The sequence below is a fragment of the Pseudoalteromonas sp. UBA2102 genome (assembly GCF_002331165.1).
In the GTDB taxonomy this organism is placed as follows: Bacteria; Pseudomonadota; Gammaproteobacteria; order Enterobacterales; family Alteromonadaceae; genus Pseudoalteromonas; species Pseudoalteromonas atlantica.
Genome location: NZ_DCYU01000084.1, coordinates 40,413 through 55,987, shown reverse-complemented (window position 1 = coordinate 55,987; position 15,575 = coordinate 40,413). Strand labels below are relative to the sequence as shown.

The window sequence follows — 15,575 nt, the reverse complement described above, 5'->3', positions numbered from 1 at the left end:
CTAAAAATCCATTGATTGTTTAATTGCGGCCATTACTTTTAGCGCATCAGGCACATATTCTTTTTCAAGTGCTAATGGGTAAGGTGTATCTAACCCACATACTCGCATAATAGGTGACTCAAGGTGTAAAAAGCACTCTTGCTGAATAGTCGCCGCAATTTCTGCACCAAAGCCATTGGTAATAGGCGCTTCGTGGCTTATCACTAAACGTCCTGTTTTAGTAACCGACTTAGCAATTGTCTCAACATCCCAAGGTAATATGCTTCTAAGGTCAATCACCTCACAACTAATGCCTTGTTCATTGGCTTGTTTTGCTGCGTTTTCAACAATTTCCATTTGCGCGCCCCACGCAAGTACAGTGATATCTTTACCTTCTTGTACTACTTCTGCTTTACCCAGCTCAATGCTGTAATCACCCTCTGGTACTTCGCCGGTAGAAGCGCGGTATAAACGTTTAGGCTCGAAGAAAATAACGGGGTTATCGTCTTTAATACTTGCTCGTAGTAACCCTTTTGCTTGGTACGGGTTACGCGGTACCACTATTTTTAACCCTGGCGTATGGGCAAAATATGCCTCTGGCGATTGTGAGTGATATAAGCCCCCCGCAATACCGCCACCATACGGTGTTCGTATCGTTAAATTGCCCACGTTAAATTCATTACCACTGCGGTATCTAAACTTGGCAGACTCATTAACTATTTGATCAAATGCCGGAAAAATATAATCAGCAAATTGTATTTCAGCAAGTGCAGGCGCGCCAAACGCGGCTAAGCCATTGGCAAAACCTAAAATACCTTGCTCTGTAAGCGGTGTGTTAAATACGCGGTGTTTACCGTACTTTTCTTGCAAACCTGAGGTCGCCCTAAAAACACCACCAAAATAGCCAACATCTTCACCAAAAATACACGCCTGAGGGTGCTCATTCATGGTGATATCGAGCGCAGAATTAATTGCGTGTAGCATGTTCATTTTAGCCATTACTTAATTCTCCCTGCTGTGATTGGGTACGCATCTGGGTGCTGCTTTATATGTGCTTTTAAATCGTTATATTGACGCTCAAGTGAAGGAATTGGCGTATCGTAAACATCTGATATTAGCTCTTCAAGCGCTGGCTTTTGCACTTTTTCAGCACGTTTAAGGGCGGCTAAAATATCTTCACGAATAGTGTCTTTCGCTTTAGCATCGTCCTCTTCGTTTAACCACTCTTGCTTGATCAACCATTTTTTAAATTTATCAATTGGGCAAACTTTATGCGTGGCCTCTTCATCTTTTGAGCGATAACCACTTGGGTCATCTGAGGTTGAGTGAGCGCCTAATCTGTACGCTATTGACTCAATTAATACCGGCTCGCCCTGCGTTGCTGCAATTTCGCGGGCCTTTTGTGTTGCTGCAAACACGGCTAATGCATCTGAGCCATCAACACGTATGGTTTTAATGCCATACCCTACGCCTCGCGACGCTATACCATCGCCTTTAAATTGCTCATCTGCAGGCGTTGATATTGCATACCCGTTATTACGTGCAAAAAATATAACAGGGGCTTTGTGTACCGCAGCCATATTTAAACCCGCATGAAAGTCACCTTCAGATGCTGCGCCCTCACCAAAGTAACAAATCGTCACATTATCTATGGTGCTTGCAAGCTCGCCGGTTTTTGCGTCAATGTGTTTTACTTTTTGCCCGTAGGCATAACCCGTAGCTTGAGGAATTTGCGTACCAAGGGGCGATGATATGGTCATATAATTTAATTCTTTTGAACCATAATGAATCGGCATTTGGCGCCCTTTTCCTAAATCTAACTCATTAGAAAACATTTGATTCATAAATTGGTCAAGCGTAAATCCGCGGTAATGCAAAGCGGCTTGCTCGCGGTATTGCGCCATAATCATGTCATCTTGATCAAGTGCAGCAGCAGAGGCAGTAACAGCGGCTTCTTCACCTAAACATTGCATATAAAAGCTTACGCGGCCTTGGCGCTGCGCCCCTTGCATCCGCTCATCAAGTAGGCGAATAAAACGCATTGTTTCGTATAGTTTAATCGCTGTGTGTTTAGAAATAGTCGGTGCGGTAGCACTAGGATGAATGTCGCCGTCCTCAGTTAAAATACTAAGGGTTGGAATAGTTAGCGCATGACCGTCTATAAACTCGAGGTCGTGGTTAATATTCAGCGATACGTTATTTGGATTACTCATAACCTACCTTCTCTTGTTGTCTGTGATACAGCACCCCTTTTAAGTTTTTATTATGGGTGAGGCTTGCGAATAAACTTTGCAGCATCTGCGCTGTATTTAATTAAAGCTGCCACCACCTTACGTTAACGTAAGATGTTATTCAACAAGTGTAAGACGAAACAAAAGTAAAATACGATTAAAAATATGGAAAGTTAACTGTACGCATTTATTAAACTAATAAAAACATACAGTTAAATATTTAAGGTGAGTGGTCTGATGAGTTTTATTAGACGAAATTACTATCTACTTGCATAGGAATAACGGTAAGCAATGCCCTTTGCCCAAGCGCAACGTGCGCATTTGGAAAAATAATAGCTTCCCCTTCCACATCGGCATAATAAGGGGTATCGCCGTCTGTTGCTAGCAACTCACCTTTAGCAAACCCTGTGAAATTTTCTGCATCATCAGAAAACGGAAAGCTAAAGTCCTGCTGCGTTCTATTAATTGTGCGATGCACGGCAAACAGCTCAAAGTCACTTGCATTAAATTGAGGGTATTGCACTTCTTTTTGGCTAATTAATGCAGTTAGCGTTTGCTTGGTTTTTGCAAAGCGAGCCATGTCGTTTTCACCAAACGGTTTAACTTGACCCAGTTCAACGGTAAATGAATCAGCGCCATGAACAAACGAAGAATAGTAACTGAATGTGGTTGCCGGTGATTTCATCATCAATACGGTATTTACACCGCAGCTAAGTAAAAATTGTAACTGCGATTTTTTCCATGGTTTACCATGAAGATAAGGATACACAGCAAATTTTTCATTTTTTGAGCCACGTATAGCGGTATGCAAATCATAATGATAACGTGCACTGCCTTGCTCGCCCCGTGCAAAAAAGTCAGTTACATACTCTTCTAGGTTTGCAGCGCGTTTGCGCTCATCGTTCATTGGCACACCCTCAACAGTGTGGTGGCCGTTAAACAAACGGTTTAGGTTTTCTTCTACAAAACGCAGGCCAATATTTATTGATTTTGGATTACCAAATATAAAGAGCACACGCTGATTTAATGCAAGCTCACCTTTTATTATGGTTTTTATTAGCTCGTCACAAATTTCTATAGGTGCTGTTTCGTTACCGTGTACAGCGCTTGAAAGCACAACATCTTTTGTTGTTGTACCCTGAGGTTGAAATTCAATAACGCCTGTATCGTGAACGGTTACGCGCGTGCCATTTTCTAAAGCAAATTCACTTGCCTCTAAATGCCATTCATTGTCGCGACTGAGTGTTAAAAAATCGCCGCTATTTATTAGTTCATTTAAATAATCTGGTTTGGCTAACATGATAAGCCCTTTTATAGTGTGAGAGATACAAACAAAAACGGCTGAATAAATCAGCCGTTTTTAAATAGTGTAAGCCGTGTTAGCTGATCACAGAATCAACTAATTGCTTCGCTTCTTTTTCTAGTAGTGCTAAATGCTCTTCACCCTTGAAAGACTCAAGATAAATTTTATAAATATCTTCAGTACCAGAAGGACGTGCTGCAAACCAGCCGTTTTCAGTCACTACTTTTAAGCCGCCAATGGCCGCATCATTGCCAGGTGCATGCGTCAGTTTTTGTAAAATAGGTTCGCCAGCTAATGTATCGGCTTTAACATCGCTTGCACTAAGTGCTTTTAAACGTGACTTTTGCGCACTGCTAGCAGGGGCATCTAAACGCTTATATAGTGGAGAGCCAAATTCTTGCTCTAGCTCTTTATAAAGTGCTGATGGTGTTTTACCTGTTACTGCGAGTATTTCAGCTGCAAGTAACCCCATAATAAAGCCGTCTTTGTCGGTACACCATACGCTGCCATCAAATCGTAAAAACGCAGCACCCGCACTTTCTTCGCCACCAAAGGCAAGCTTGCCTTTGTTTAAGCCATCTACAAACCATTTAAAGCCAACCGGCACTTCTTTAACTTTACGCTCATTACGAGCTACTACGCGGTCAATCATTGAGCTAGAAACCAGCGTTTTGCCAATTTCTACACTGCTGTCCCAGTCGCGGTGTTTTAATAAATAATCAATCGCTACAGCTAAAAAGTGATTAGGATTCATTAATCCATCTGGGGTAACAATACCGTGGCGGTCGTAATCTGGGTCGTTGCCAATAGCAATATCAAAGTCGTCTTTTAATTTAATTAAATTAGCCATTGAGTAAGGTGATGAGCAGTCCATACGGATTTTGCCATCTTTATCAAGGGGCATAAATGCAAAACGCGGATCAACACTGTCGTTTACTACGGTTAAATCTAAATTATATTTTTGCGCTATTAATGGCCAAAAGTTAATACCAGAGCCACCAAGCGGGTCAATACCTACTTTAATACCCGCATCGCTAACGGCTTTTAAATTAACTATATTTTCTAAGTCGTTAATGTATGGCGTCATTAGGTCTTCGTATTTAATAAACCCTGAACGCGATGCTTTAGCAAATGGAAACAGCTCCACTTCTACTAAATCTTCTAATAGTAATTGATTTGCTCTGTCTTCAATCCATTTAGTTACGTCGGTATCTGCTGGGCCGCCGTTAGGTGGATTGTATTTAAAGCCACCGTCTTCTGGCGGGTTATGTGAAGGCGTTACCACAATACCGTCGGCTAATTCGTTAGGATTTAATTTGTTATGGCAAACAATAGCATGGCTAATGACAGGAGTTGGCGTGTAGTCGTGATTTTGCTGGGTGATTACTTGCACCTCATTAGCCACTAATACTTCTATGGCAGAGTTAAAAGCAGCTTCACTTAATGCATGTGTATCTTTACCTAAAAAAAGCGGACCAAAAATGTCGTTTTGCTTTCTGTAGTCACAAATAGCTTGTGTAATGGCTAAAATATGAGATTCGTTAAACTTAACATCGTAAGAGCAACCACGGTGACCCGACGTACCAAAAGCAACACAATGCTCTGGGTTTTGCTCTAAGTCTGGCTCATTTAAGTAATAAGCCGATACCAGTTTTGGTACGTTAACTAAAGTTGAATGTGGCGCAGTTTTCCCAGCACCTGAATGAATAGCCATGTTTATTTCCTTACAAGTAATCGCGAATTTCTTCTGCTTGCTCTGCTGAATAACCTAAGCACAGCGCAACCTCGTGTAGCATCATTTTTTTACGTGTCGTGTTCGAATTTGTCATTACCCAGTACTCACTGTCGGTAATGTTTTTAGGGTTCATACTACTGCCGCTATTAACTAAGTCTTCTTTGCTGGTTGCAAAGTAAACGCGGTCGCGCCCTTTTATATCAAGCACAGCACTAAACTCTTTTTTATGCGTTCTATAAAAAGCACTTAAAATAAATAAAAACCTGCCTACCACCCCTTTTTGCATTGCTAGTTCTTCTTTATTTAGAATATTAAATACATTAGCGTTTGTTTGCTTCACGGGTGTGACAGCCTCTTGCTCTTGGCTGTCGTTAGTAGCTGGCGTGTCGTCAATTGGGGCTTGAGTAGCTGTTTGATTGTTTTGATTGTTCTTAGCAACGGGAGTGTTGTCATCACCGTTTAGATTTAATAAACGACGTAAAATAGTGGATGCGCTTTCGCCAATACTTTGTGTATTGCTAGCAATATACTGATATAACTCGTCGTCTATGTCGATTTGTTTCATGTTGTTCCTGTCATTACGGGCCACATTTTTTCTTTCCCCGTGATTATACCCAAACCAAATATAAATGCGAGTTACAACAAGCACTCGCACAAACATATCCTATAAACACGCTAATAAAGGTGTGTTGATTATTTGCCTATAAACCCAATGTAGTAATTAACAGCTTTTAAAAATACTACCCATATTTTTATCTCCATTAGGCTGGTAACACCAAATAGCCCACAGCTGGCGTAAAAATAAACGGTGTTACCCCATAAAAGGCGCGTGCAGAGCAGTTAACCGTTATATCTTTTGCTTTTTAGGGCAATGCTCGGCAAACTAAGCCAAAATTTTAGGAGGCGGTCATGCTATTAAACTATAAACAATACGGTGAAGGTCCGGATGTAGTGATCATTCATGGTTTATTTGGCTCTTTAGAAAACCTAAATGTTATTGCAAAACCTTTGAGCGAGCACTTTAGGGTAACGAATGTAGATTTGCGTAACCATGGCGCTTCACCGCACAGTAATGAAATGAACTACCCTGCAATGGCCGCAGATATTGTTGAGCTAATGAACGCGTTAAATATTAACAATGCGCACCTGATTGGCCATTCAATGGGCGGTAAAGTGGCTATGGAAGTGGCGCTAATGCATAGCCAAAAAGTAAATAAGCTGGTGGTACTAGATATTGCCCCTGTGAGTTACCCTGCCCGCCACACACAAATTATTAATGCACTAAAAAAAGTGGCAACTAGCCAGGTTACTGATAGAAAACAAGCTGATGCTATTATGAGCGAGTACATTAATGAGCGAGGTGTTAGGCAGTTTTTACTAAAAAGCTTAGCTAAAAACGACGATGGACAGTACAAATGGCGATTTAATTTAGATGTACTTGATGAAAAATATTCGACAATCACCGCCAATGTTAATGAAAACAATTCTTGTTTGTGCGATACTTTATTTATCAAAGGAAACGATTCTGATTACATACTGCCAGAATACCGCGATGAAATAACAAAGCGCTTTAAAAATACACGAGCAAAAATTATACACGGTGCAGGACATTGGCTTCATGCACAAAAACCCGCTGCAGTTAATAAAGCAATAAATGACTTTTTAACAGGGCTTTAATGCAATTTTAATCATGTGTTTTTGGTTATCCGTACTAAATTAATGCATATTTATATGCTATAGTACGCGCCGTTTAATTTAAAGGTTATACGTTGATGGTCAGTCAGTTTATTAACGAATTTGATACCCTAGGGTTGTACTTTGGCTTAGCCGGTATTTTTGTATTCATCGGCCTGGCAATTAAAGACGTACTTAATAGTGGTAACGTACCTAAGTTTGGTCGCTACATTGTGTGGGGCGTCCTCTTTTTAGGGTGTTCTGGCTTTATTGCGAAAGGACTTATACAAGTTTTTTGGCAAGGTGCAGGTGTAGGTTAGGCATGGCGAAGTCAGAAACAGATAGAACAACTCCCGATTTATTTGAATACGAAAAGCGCCCAGGCAGGCCTAAAACGAACCCTTTACCAAGGGATATGCAGTTAAAGGTTAATAAACGTAATCAAATAAAACGAGATAAAGCACGCGGTTTAAAGCGTGTAGAATTTAAAGTTTCATCACAGTTATATCAGGCACTGAGTGATATGGCAGATGCACAAAATATTAGCCGTAGTGCGCTGATTGAAACAATTTTACAAGAAAGATTGGCTATTGATAGATAAAAGGTTTGAAGTCCATGGCAAGTGTAGGCATTTTTTTCGGAAGTGACACAGGTAATACAGAACACGTAGCAAAAATGATCCAAAAAGAATTGGGTAAAAAGCTTGTGGCTGTACACGACATTGCAAAAAGCTCTAAAGAAGAGATTGCAGAGTTCGATTTAATCTTATTCGGTATTCCTACTTGGTACTACGGTGAAGCACAATGTGATTGGGATGACTTTTTCCCTGAGCTTGAAGAAGTAGACTTTGAAGGTAAGTTAGTGGCTATTTTTGGTTGTGGAGACCAAGAAGACTACGCAGAATACTTTTTAGACGCTATGGGTATGATCAACGATATCGTTACCGAGCGCGGTGCTATTGTGGTTGGCCATTGGTCTAGTGAAGGCTACGACTTTGAAGCATCTAAAGGTATGGCTGATGACACGCACTTTGTAGGCTTAGGTATTGATGAAGACCGCCAACCTGAATTAACAGAGCAACGTGTTAAAGCATGGTGCGCACAAGTATATGATGAAATGTGCTTAAGCGAACTAGCAGACTAACCTCCCCCCCCCCCTTTTATCGCTAACTGTTTAAATAATTATCAAACAGTTAGCGACTTTAGAATTAATAGCAAAATTGATCAATTGTTCTTTGCACTCAGTGCTTAGGCGCGTTATCCTTGTTATTGCTAATGTGTCGTGTGCATCTGTAAGAGATGTCTAGTATAACCAAACAAATTTGAGACAGATTTAATGACTGATCATAACTTGGAACTTAAAAAAGCCGGTTTAAAAGTAACTTTACCGCGTATTAAAATCTTAGAAATTCTACAATCTCCAGATAACCAACACATCAGCGCTGAAGATGTATACAAAATTCTTTTAGATTTAGGTGAAGAAATTGGTCTTGCGACTGTTTACCGCGTATTAAACCAATTTGATGACGCAGGTATTGTAAGCCGTCACCATTTTGAAGGCGGAAAGTCAGTATTTGAACTTTCTGGCAGCACTCACCACGACCACCTAGTGTGTTTAAAATGTGGCAAAGTTGTTGAATTTGAAGATGACTTAATTGAACGTCGCCAGTTAGAAATAGCCGAAGAAAACGGTATTACACTAACAAATCACTCTTTATACCTATACGGTGAGTGTCAAGACAAAGCAGCGTGTAAAGCATTTAGCGATTCAAATAGCTAATAACGCGCTATAGTAATAAAAAAACCTGCTATTGCAGGTTTTTTTGTTTTTAAAATTAAGCATTTAAACTGTGTTTAATACCAATTTGCAATAATAATATATTATGCAAATTGGTATTTTAAAGCGTTACTGCTTCTCGATTTTAGCCCATGAATCTCTAAGACCAACCGTTTGGTTGAATACTAAATTTTCTGACTTTGTATCACGTGAGAAATAGCCAGTACGCTCAAACTGGAAGCCTTGTGCTGGTTCAGCTTTAGCAAGCGATGCTTCTAGTTTTGCATTTTCTAATACAACTAACGAATCTGGATTAAGTGTCGATTCGAACTCTTCAGCTGCACCTGGGTTTGGTACATTAAATAAACGGTCATACAATCTAACTTCTGCATTAACCGACTCAGGCGCAGAAACCCAATGAATAACCCCTTTTACTTTACGACCGTCACTTGGGTTTTTACCTAGTGTTTCGTTGTCGTAAGTACAGTAAATAGTGGTAATTTCACCATTTTCATCTTTTTCTACACGCTGGGCTTTAATTACATAAGCACCACGTAAGCGTACTTCTTTATCAAGTACTAAGCGTTTAAATTTATTATTCGCTTCTTCGCGGAAGTCTTCACGCTCAATGAAAAGCTCACGAGTAAACGGTACTTCACGACGCCCCATTTCTTCTTTATTAGGGTGATTAGCTACCGACAATGTTTCTACTTTATCTGCATCAAAGTTTTCTATTACCACTTTAACTGGGTCGAGTACTGCCATTGCACGTGGTGCGTTTTCATTTAAGTCTTCACGGATACACGCTTCAAGCATGCCCATTTCAACCATATTTTCTTGCTTAGTCACACCGATACGTAAACAGAACTCACGTATTGAAGCCGGTGTATAACCACGACGACGTAAACCAGCAATAGTTGGCATACGTGGGTCATCCCACCCTTCTACATAGTTATTTACAACTAAGTCGTTTAGCTTACGCTTAGACATAATTGTGTATTCAAGATTTAAGCGCGAAAACTCAATTTGCTGTGGGTGGCATTCAAGGCTGATGTTATCAAGTACCCAGTCGTATAAACGGCGGTTATCTTGAAACTCAAGTGTACACAATGAATGGGTTATGCCCTCAAGCGCATCAGAAATACAATGTGTGAAGTCATACATTGGGTAAATGCACCACTTGTCACCTGTTTGATGGTGATGAGCAAAACGAACGCGATAAATAATTGGATCGCGAAGCACCATAAATGAGCTTGCCATATCAATTTTAGCGCGTAGAACACACTCACCTTCTTTGAATTCACCCGCGCGCATTTTTTCAAACAATGCGAGGTTTTCTTCTACAGAGGTGTCTCTGTATGGGCTGTTTTTACCCGGCTCTTTTAACGTACCGCGATACTCGCGTGCTTGATCGGCCGTTAAAAAACAAACGTACGCTAAGCCTTTTTCAATAAGCTCTACTGCATAGCCGTATAGGGTATCAAAATAGTTTGACGAATATTTTATCTCACCACTCCAGTTGAAGCCTAACCACTGCACGTCTTCTTTGATTGAATTAACGTAGTTAATATCTTCTTTTTCTGGGTTTGTATCATCAAAACGTAGGTTACATAAACCATCGTAATCTTTTGCAATGCCAAAATTCAAACAAATTGATTTTGCATGGCCAATATGTAAAAAGCCATTTGGTTCAGGTGGAAAACGTGTATGCGTAGTTGCATGTTTGCCACTTGCTAAATCTTCATCAATTCGAGTTCTTATAAAGTTACTTGGGCGATTCTCAATTTCCGCCATAGGAGTGCGATCCTCTGAATATTCGTGATAACAAAACTAATGCATTATTACAAAAACAAACACTAACATACAGCACTAGATGCGGGTTTATTCTAGTTATTATGGCAATGGTGCATTAGTTTATTACTTAAATTTGTTTTAGCGCAATATTTGAGTCATGAAAGGCATTTATAGTACCTAAACTTAAGCTCCTTAAAAGGATTCAAAGATGGCCAGTTCTACACAACACAGAGTTTATATACCAACAAATGCGCGAGCTAATCACTATTTACTCGCTGAAATTACACCCACTGATGACTTTTACACTAGTTTTAGCGATATCGATAGTTGCTATACCCGCATTGCCAAGCAACTATTTGCAAGCTGTGATGAATACGAGCTACATAATGTACATCTACTCGCTAACGACAAATTACCCGTCGTCAGATTTCATGATGAGTCGTATCAATTAGAAACAGCAAAGCAAATGTTGTTTTTTTACAACCCGCGTTACCACGAAGCGCACAAACTACACTACACCCCTACTTTTAAAAGTAAAAAAATTCGCTTGTTATTTTTAGCTACCGGTGATGATTTACGCGCAAGCTCGGCACAATTTCACAGCAGGGTGCAAAAAGTGTTAGATAATTTACAAACACAATTATTTATTGAACAACCCCAGTTTAAGCTTCGCGATCATCAGCATTTAACCTATGACTTATTTGCCAAGAGCAAAGGCTGTAACCAAAGTTACGGCTACAAACTTAGAAGCCTATACCCTCGTTATTTAGCTCGCCAATGTAAAATACCCGCCGAGCATGCAGAAATGACCTATGCAACGTTTTCTATACCGGTTTCACGCGGCATTAAAACGCAATTTCAAAGCTTAATAAATAAAAATAATTACACTGAGTTTTATAACTACTTCGCCCAATCATTTAAAGGGTGCTGCGAGCGATACGAATTATCTCACGGCGCTATGGTTGCTAATGGTGCAAGGCCCATAGTGCGTAATAGCCAAATAGATAAAAATGATGGGAATGCAGAATTACAAAAAATAAGTTTTGATGTGAATGGCACAGCCACGCAAATACATTTTTTTTTCAATGCTGAAAAGTTAGTTGAGTCACTACATTTTGTGATTATTGCCACCCATAAAGATAAACATGAAATGGGCTACGGCCGCTTTATGAATCAAGTAGAAAAAACAATACACGCTATGTGCTCAGAGCTGGCAATAAATAAAGAACGACAAGATTTATCAGTACGGTTTTTTCAACACATTAGTTACCCATACTAATTTTTAAGCCAATAACAAAAAGGCTCGCAAATGCGAGCCTTTTTAAAGATTAAGCAAACTGATTACCAGCCTGTTTTCTCTTTAAGTGCTTTACCGATATCAGCAAGTGAACGTACAGTTTGTACGCCAGCAGCTTCTAGTGCAGCAAATTTCTCATCAGCAGTACCTTTACCGCCTGCGATGATTGCGCCAGCGTGACCCATGCGCTTACCTTCTGGTGCAGTTACACCAGCAATGTAAGAAACAACAGGCTTAGTTACGTTAGCTTTAATGTACTCTGCAGCTTCTTCTTCTGCAGTACCACCAATTTCACCAATCATTACGATTGCTTCAGTTTGTGGATCTTTTTCGAACATTTCTAGCACGTCGATAAAGTTAGTACCTGGGATTGGGTCGCCACCAATACCAACACACGTAGACTGACCAAAACCAGCGTCTGTAGTTTGTTTAACCGCTTCGTACGTTAAAGTACCAGAGCGAGAAACAATACCTACTTTACCAGGCTTGTGGATGTGACCAGGCATGATACCAATCTTAGTCTCACCAGGAGTGATAACACCTGGACAGTTAGGACCGATCATACGAACACCAGAGTTATCAAGCTTAACTTTAACGTCAACCATGTCTAGTGTTGGGATACCTTCAGTGATACAAACAATTAGCTCGATGCCCGCATCGATAGCTTCTAAGATTGCATCTTTACAGAACGGTGCTGGTACGTAAATAACTGACGCTGTTGCGCCTGTTTCTTTAACTGCATCGCGTACTGTGTTGAATACTGGAAGACCAAGGTGCGTTTGACCGCCTTTACCTGGGCTTACACCACCAACCATTTGTGTACCGTACTCAAGCGCTTGCTCAGAGTGGAAAGTACCTTGGCCACCAGTGAAACCTTGACAGATAACTTTTGTATCTTTATTGATTAATACAGACATTATTTGCCCTCCGCAGCAGCTACAACTTTCTCAGCAGCGTCTGTTAGTGATTCAGCAGCGATGATATCTAGGCCAGAGTTCTTAAGAACGTCACGACCTAATTCAGCGTTAGTACCTTCTAAACGTACAACTACAGGCACGTTTACACCTACTTCTTTAACTGCGCCAATGATACCTTCAGCAATCATGTCACAACGTACGATACCACCAAAGATGTTAACTAAAACAGCTTTTACGTTATCGTCAGAAAGGATGATTTTGAATGCTTCAGAAACACGCTCTTTAGTCGCGCCGCCACCAACATCTAGGAAGTTAGCTGGCTTGCCGCCGTGTAGGTTTACGATGTCCATAGTACCCATCGCTAGGCCTGCACCGTTAACCATACAACCTACGTTACCATCTAGTGCTACGTAGTTAAGCTCGAAGCTTGCTGCGTGAGCTTCACGTGCATCTTCTTGAGATGGATCGTGCATTTCACGGATTTTTGGTTGACGGTAAAGTGCATTACCATCGATACCGATTTTGCCGTCAAGACAGTGAAGGTTACCTTCGTCTGTGATTACTAACGGGTTGATTTCAAGAAGAGCGAAATCAAAATCGTTGAACATGTTGCCAAGACCCATAAAGATCTTAACGAACTGCTTCATTTGTGTAGGGTTAAGACCCAGTTTAAAACCTAACTCACGTGCTTGGTAAGCTTGAGGACCCACTAATGGATCGATCTCTGCTTTGTGGATAAGCTCTGGAGTTTCTTCAGCAACAGTTTCAATTTCAACACCGCCTTCAGTAGACGCCATGAAAACAACTTTGCGAGAAGCACGGTCAACAACTGCACCTAAGTACAATTCGTTAGCGATATCTGTACAGCTTTCTACTAAAATTTTAGCAACAGGCTGACCATTTTCGTCTGTTTGGTAAGTAACTAAGTTTTTACCTAACCAGTTTGCAGCGAATTCTTTTACTTCTTCGATTGTTTTAACTAGCTTAACACCGCCAGCTTTACCACGGCCACCTGCGTGAACCTGAGTTTTAACAACCCACATATCACCGCCAATTTTTTCGGCAGCTGCTGCAGCTTCTTCAGGTGTATCGCAAGCGAAACCTTGAGAAACTGGTAAACCATATTCGGCAAAAAGTTGTTTTGCCTGATACTCATGCAAATTCATGATGCTTTATCCAATTTTTTATACTAAAAGAGCTGAATATTTATGCAAATAAACAGCTATCCCAAATTGCGCACCTAGTATAGATCCCAAGGCTTAACATGAAAACCCCAGTAACACCAAAGGCGCAAAAAAAAAGCTGTGAATTGTCATTCACAGCTTATATTTCATACTACTCGATTAAACATCCAGTAATAAGCGAGTTGGATCTTCAAGTAACTCTTTAATAGTCACTAAGAAACCAACAGATTCTTTACCATCGATTTGGCGGTGATCGTAAGATAGTGCCAAATACATCATAGGAAGAATTTCAACTTTACCATTTACAGCCATAGGACGCTCTTGGATTTTGTGCATACCCAAGATTGATGACTGTGGTAAGTTAATAATAGGCGTAGAAAGTAACGAACCAAATACACCACCGTTAGTAATGGTAAAGTTACCACCTGTCATATCGTCAAGTGTTAGTTTACCGTCACGGCCTTTAAGGGCTAATTCACGAATACCTTTCTCGATTTCAGCAACAGATAGTTTGTCGCAATCTTTAAGTACTGGTGTAACTAAACCACGTGGTGTAGATACAGCGATGCTGATATCAAAGTAATTGTGGTAAACAATATCGTCACCATCAATTGATGCATTTACGTCAGGGAAACGCTTAAGTGCTTCAGTTACGGCTTTCACGTAGAAAGACATAAAGCCTAAACGAATACCGTGACGCTTCTCGAATACTTCTTGGTATTGCTTACGAAGGTCCATGATAGGTTTCATGTTTACTTCGTTAAATGTAGTTAACATTGCTGTTGAGTTTTTCGCTTCTAATAAACGATTAGCAATGGTTTTACGTAAGCGCGTCATTGGTACACGTTTTTGTGTACGGTCACCCATCGGTGCAGCAGGTGCTGAAGCGGCTTCTTTTTTAGCAGCTGGAGCAGGTGCTTTTAAGAAAGTATCAACGTCTTCTTTAGTTACACGGCCATTTTTACCTGTGCCTTTAATTTTAGACGCATCAAGCCCTTTTTCAGCGATTAAACGACGTACAGACGGCGTTAACACATCTGAGCTATCGTTAGACTCACTTGCAGCAGGCGCTTCTTCTGCTTTAGCTGCAGGTGCTGCTGGAGCGCCGCCCGCTTTAACGTTACCAATAACTTGTTCGCCAAGTACAGTATCGCCTTCTGCGTTTAGTTGCTCGCCCATGATACCGTCTTCTTGAGCTACTACTTCAAGAACAACTTTATCAGTTTCAATATCTACCAAGTTTTGGTCGCGAGTTACCGCTTCACCTGGTTGTACATGCCATGTAGCAATTGTTGCGTCTGCAACTGATTCTGGAAGTACAGGTACTTTAATGTCCACTTCTTTACCTTCTGATGCTGGAGCTGATTGCGCCGCAGGCGCGTCTTCTGATTTTTCAGGTGCGGCTTCTTCTTTAGCCGGAGCACTGTCACTTGCTGGTGCTGCATCAGCATCACCAAGTAAACCGATAACTTGGTCGCCAAGTACCGTTGCACCTTCTTCTTGTGATATTTCAGTAATTACACCGTCATTTTGTGCAACCACTTCTAAAACCACTTTATCTGTTTCAATGTCTACTAAGTTTTGGTCACGGCTTACTTTGTCGCCTACACTTACATGCCATGTAGCAACGGTAGCATCTGCAACCGACTCAGGAAGAACAGGAACTTTAATTTCTGTGCTCATTG

The 15,575-nt window shown here is 40.7% G+C and carries 15 protein-coding genes; 6 read left to right on the top strand and 9 right to left on the bottom strand.

All coding sequences use genetic code 11. The features are described from left to right. From B2R65_RS11545 to seqA, 5 genes are all read right to left on the bottom strand, one after another. Window positions 1-978 (bottom strand): alpha-ketoacid dehydrogenase subunit beta, encoded by a 978-nt coding sequence (locus B2R65_RS11545; RefSeq protein WP_286742786.1) that lies wholly within the window; start codon window positions 976-978, stop codon window positions 1-3. Further along, window positions 978-2,192, bottom strand: coding sequence for a thiamine pyrophosphate-dependent dehydrogenase E1 component subunit alpha (locus B2R65_RS11540; protein WP_004586667.1), 1,215 nt, complete (start codon window positions 2,190-2,192; stop codon window positions 978-980). Before B2R65_RS11540 ends, B2R65_RS11545 begins: the two co-directional genes overlap by 1 nt. Before the next feature lie 265 nt (window positions 2,193-2,457). Beyond that, window positions 2,458-3,510: a succinylglutamate desuccinylase gene (astE, locus tag B2R65_RS11535; protein WP_286742782.1), complete on the bottom strand. Its 1,053-nt coding sequence runs from the start codon at window positions 3,508-3,510 to the stop codon at window positions 2,458-2,460. 79 nt (window positions 3,511-3,589) lie between these two features. After that, window positions 3,590-5,227 carry a phosphoglucomutase (alpha-D-glucose-1,6-bisphosphate-dependent) gene (gene pgm, locus B2R65_RS11530; RefSeq protein WP_004586669.1) on the bottom strand — a complete coding sequence of 546 codons (1,638 nt, stop codon included), beginning with the start codon at window positions 5,225-5,227 and terminating at the stop codon, window positions 3,590-3,592. Between the two features lie 10 nt (window positions 5,228-5,237). Next, on the bottom strand, window positions 5,238-5,813 hold the full coding sequence (seqA, locus tag B2R65_RS11525) for a replication initiation negative regulator SeqA (protein ID WP_286742778.1): 576 nt from the start codon (window positions 5,811-5,813) through the stop codon (window positions 5,238-5,240). Window positions 5,814-6,157: 344 nt separating this feature from the next. Between seqA and B2R65_RS11520 the strand changes: the two genes are divergently transcribed. The 5 genes from B2R65_RS11520 to fur all read left to right on the top strand — a co-directional run bounded on the left by B2R65_RS11520 (window position 6,158) and on the right by fur (window position 8,701). After that, window positions 6,158-6,925: an alpha/beta fold hydrolase gene (locus B2R65_RS11520; protein ID WP_286742775.1), complete on the top strand. Its 768-nt coding sequence runs from the start codon at window positions 6,158-6,160 to the stop codon at window positions 6,923-6,925. Between the two features lie 95 nt (window positions 6,926-7,020). Beyond that, window positions 7,021-7,242 (top strand): DUF2788 domain-containing protein, encoded by a 222-nt coding sequence (locus B2R65_RS11515; protein WP_004586672.1) that lies wholly within the window; start codon window positions 7,021-7,023, stop codon window positions 7,240-7,242. Window positions 7,243-7,244: 2 nt separating this feature from the next. Next, window positions 7,245-7,523, top strand: a complete 279-nt coding sequence (gene ybfE / locus B2R65_RS11510; RefSeq protein WP_004586673.1) for a LexA regulated protein — start codon at window positions 7,245-7,247, stop codon at window positions 7,521-7,523. Window positions 7,524-7,537: 14 nt separating this feature from the next. After that, a complete protein-coding gene (gene fldA, locus B2R65_RS11505) occupies window positions 7,538-8,065 on the top strand; it encodes a flavodoxin FldA (protein ID WP_004586674.1) in 528 nt (175 codons plus the stop codon). A 192-nt stretch (window positions 8,066-8,257) separates the two neighbouring features. Continuing rightward, complete coding sequence (gene fur / locus B2R65_RS11500; RefSeq protein ID WP_004586675.1) at window positions 8,258-8,701, top strand: ferric iron uptake transcriptional regulator; 444 nt, start codon at window positions 8,258-8,260, stop codon at window positions 8,699-8,701. A gap of 126 nt (window positions 8,702-8,827) precedes the next feature. On the opposite strand, the gene glnS is transcribed toward fur, so the two are convergent. Next, entirely contained in the window at window positions 8,828-10,492 is a 1,665-nt protein-coding gene (gene glnS / locus B2R65_RS11495; RefSeq protein WP_054982561.1) for a glutamine--tRNA ligase, read from the bottom strand. A gap of 208 nt (window positions 10,493-10,700) precedes the next feature. On the opposite strand from glnS, the gene B2R65_RS11490 reads away from it, so the two are divergent. Continuing rightward, window positions 10,701-11,771 (top strand): DUF3083 family protein, encoded by a 1,071-nt coding sequence (locus B2R65_RS11490; RefSeq protein ID WP_286742757.1) that lies wholly within the window; start codon window positions 10,701-10,703, stop codon window positions 11,769-11,771. Window positions 11,772-11,833: 62 nt separating this feature from the next. Here the strand turns inward: B2R65_RS11490 and sucD are convergent, their stop codons facing one another. The 3 genes from sucD to odhB form a co-directional block, all read right to left on the bottom strand. Beyond that, complete coding sequence (gene sucD, locus B2R65_RS11485; RefSeq protein ID WP_004586678.1) at window positions 11,834-12,706, bottom strand: succinate--CoA ligase subunit alpha; 873 nt, start codon at window positions 12,704-12,706, stop codon at window positions 11,834-11,836. After that, window positions 12,706-13,872, bottom strand: a complete 1,167-nt coding sequence (sucC, locus tag B2R65_RS11480) for an ADP-forming succinate--CoA ligase subunit beta (protein WP_004586679.1) — start codon at window positions 13,870-13,872, stop codon at window positions 12,706-12,708. Before sucC ends, sucD begins: the two co-directional genes overlap by 1 nt. 177 nt (window positions 13,873-14,049) lie before the next feature. After that, window positions 14,050-15,573: a 2-oxoglutarate dehydrogenase complex dihydrolipoyllysine-residue succinyltransferase gene (odhB, locus tag B2R65_RS11475; protein WP_024033546.1), complete on the bottom strand. Its 1,524-nt coding sequence runs from the start codon at window positions 15,571-15,573 to the stop codon at window positions 14,050-14,052. Window positions 15,574-15,575 lie beyond the last annotated feature (2 nt).

Excerpts from the sequence above, each read along its gene's own strand:
- glnS (WP_054982561.1), bottom strand. The coding sequence starts at position 10,492 with ATGGCGGAAATTGAGAATCGCCCAAGTAACTTTATAAGAACTCGAATT.
- B2R65_RS11545 (WP_286742786.1), bottom strand. The coding sequence starts at position 978 with ATGGCTAAAATGAACATGCTACACGCAATTAATTCTGCGCTCGATATC.
- pgm (WP_004586669.1), bottom strand. The coding sequence starts at position 5,227 with ATGGCTATTCATTCAGGTGCTGGGAAAACTGCGCCACATTCAACTTTA.
- B2R65_RS11490 (WP_286742757.1), top strand. The coding sequence starts at position 10,701 with ATGGCCAGTTCTACACAACACAGAGTTTATATACCAACAAATGCGCGA.
- sucC (WP_004586679.1), bottom strand. The coding sequence starts at position 13,872 with ATGAATTTGCATGAGTATCAGGCAAAACAACTTTTTGCCGAATATGGT.
- fldA (WP_004586674.1), top strand. The coding sequence starts at position 7,538 with ATGGCAAGTGTAGGCATTTTTTTCGGAAGTGACACAGGTAATACAGAA.
- B2R65_RS11520 (WP_286742775.1), top strand. The coding sequence starts at position 6,158 with ATGCTATTAAACTATAAACAATACGGTGAAGGTCCGGATGTAGTGATC.
- odhB (WP_024033546.1), bottom strand. The coding sequence starts at position 15,573 with ATGAGCACAGAAATTAAAGTTCCTGTTCTTCCTGAGTCGGTTGCAGAT.
- B2R65_RS11540 (WP_004586667.1), bottom strand. The coding sequence starts at position 2,192 with ATGAGTAATCCAAATAACGTATCGCTGAATATTAACCACGACCTCGAG.
- seqA (WP_286742778.1), bottom strand. The coding sequence starts at position 5,813 with ATGAAACAAATCGACATAGACGACGAGTTATATCAGTATATTGCTAGC.
- sucD (WP_004586678.1), bottom strand. The coding sequence starts at position 12,706 with ATGTCTGTATTAATCAATAAAGATACAAAAGTTATCTGTCAAGGTTTC.
- fur (WP_004586675.1), top strand. The coding sequence starts at position 8,258 with ATGACTGATCATAACTTGGAACTTAAAAAAGCCGGTTTAAAAGTAACT.
- astE (WP_286742782.1), bottom strand. The coding sequence starts at position 3,510 with ATGTTAGCCAAACCAGATTATTTAAATGAACTAATAAATAGCGGCGAT.
- ybfE (WP_004586673.1), top strand. The coding sequence starts at position 7,245 with ATGGCGAAGTCAGAAACAGATAGAACAACTCCCGATTTATTTGAATAC.
- B2R65_RS11515 (WP_004586672.1), top strand. The coding sequence starts at position 7,021 with ATGGTCAGTCAGTTTATTAACGAATTTGATACCCTAGGGTTGTACTTT.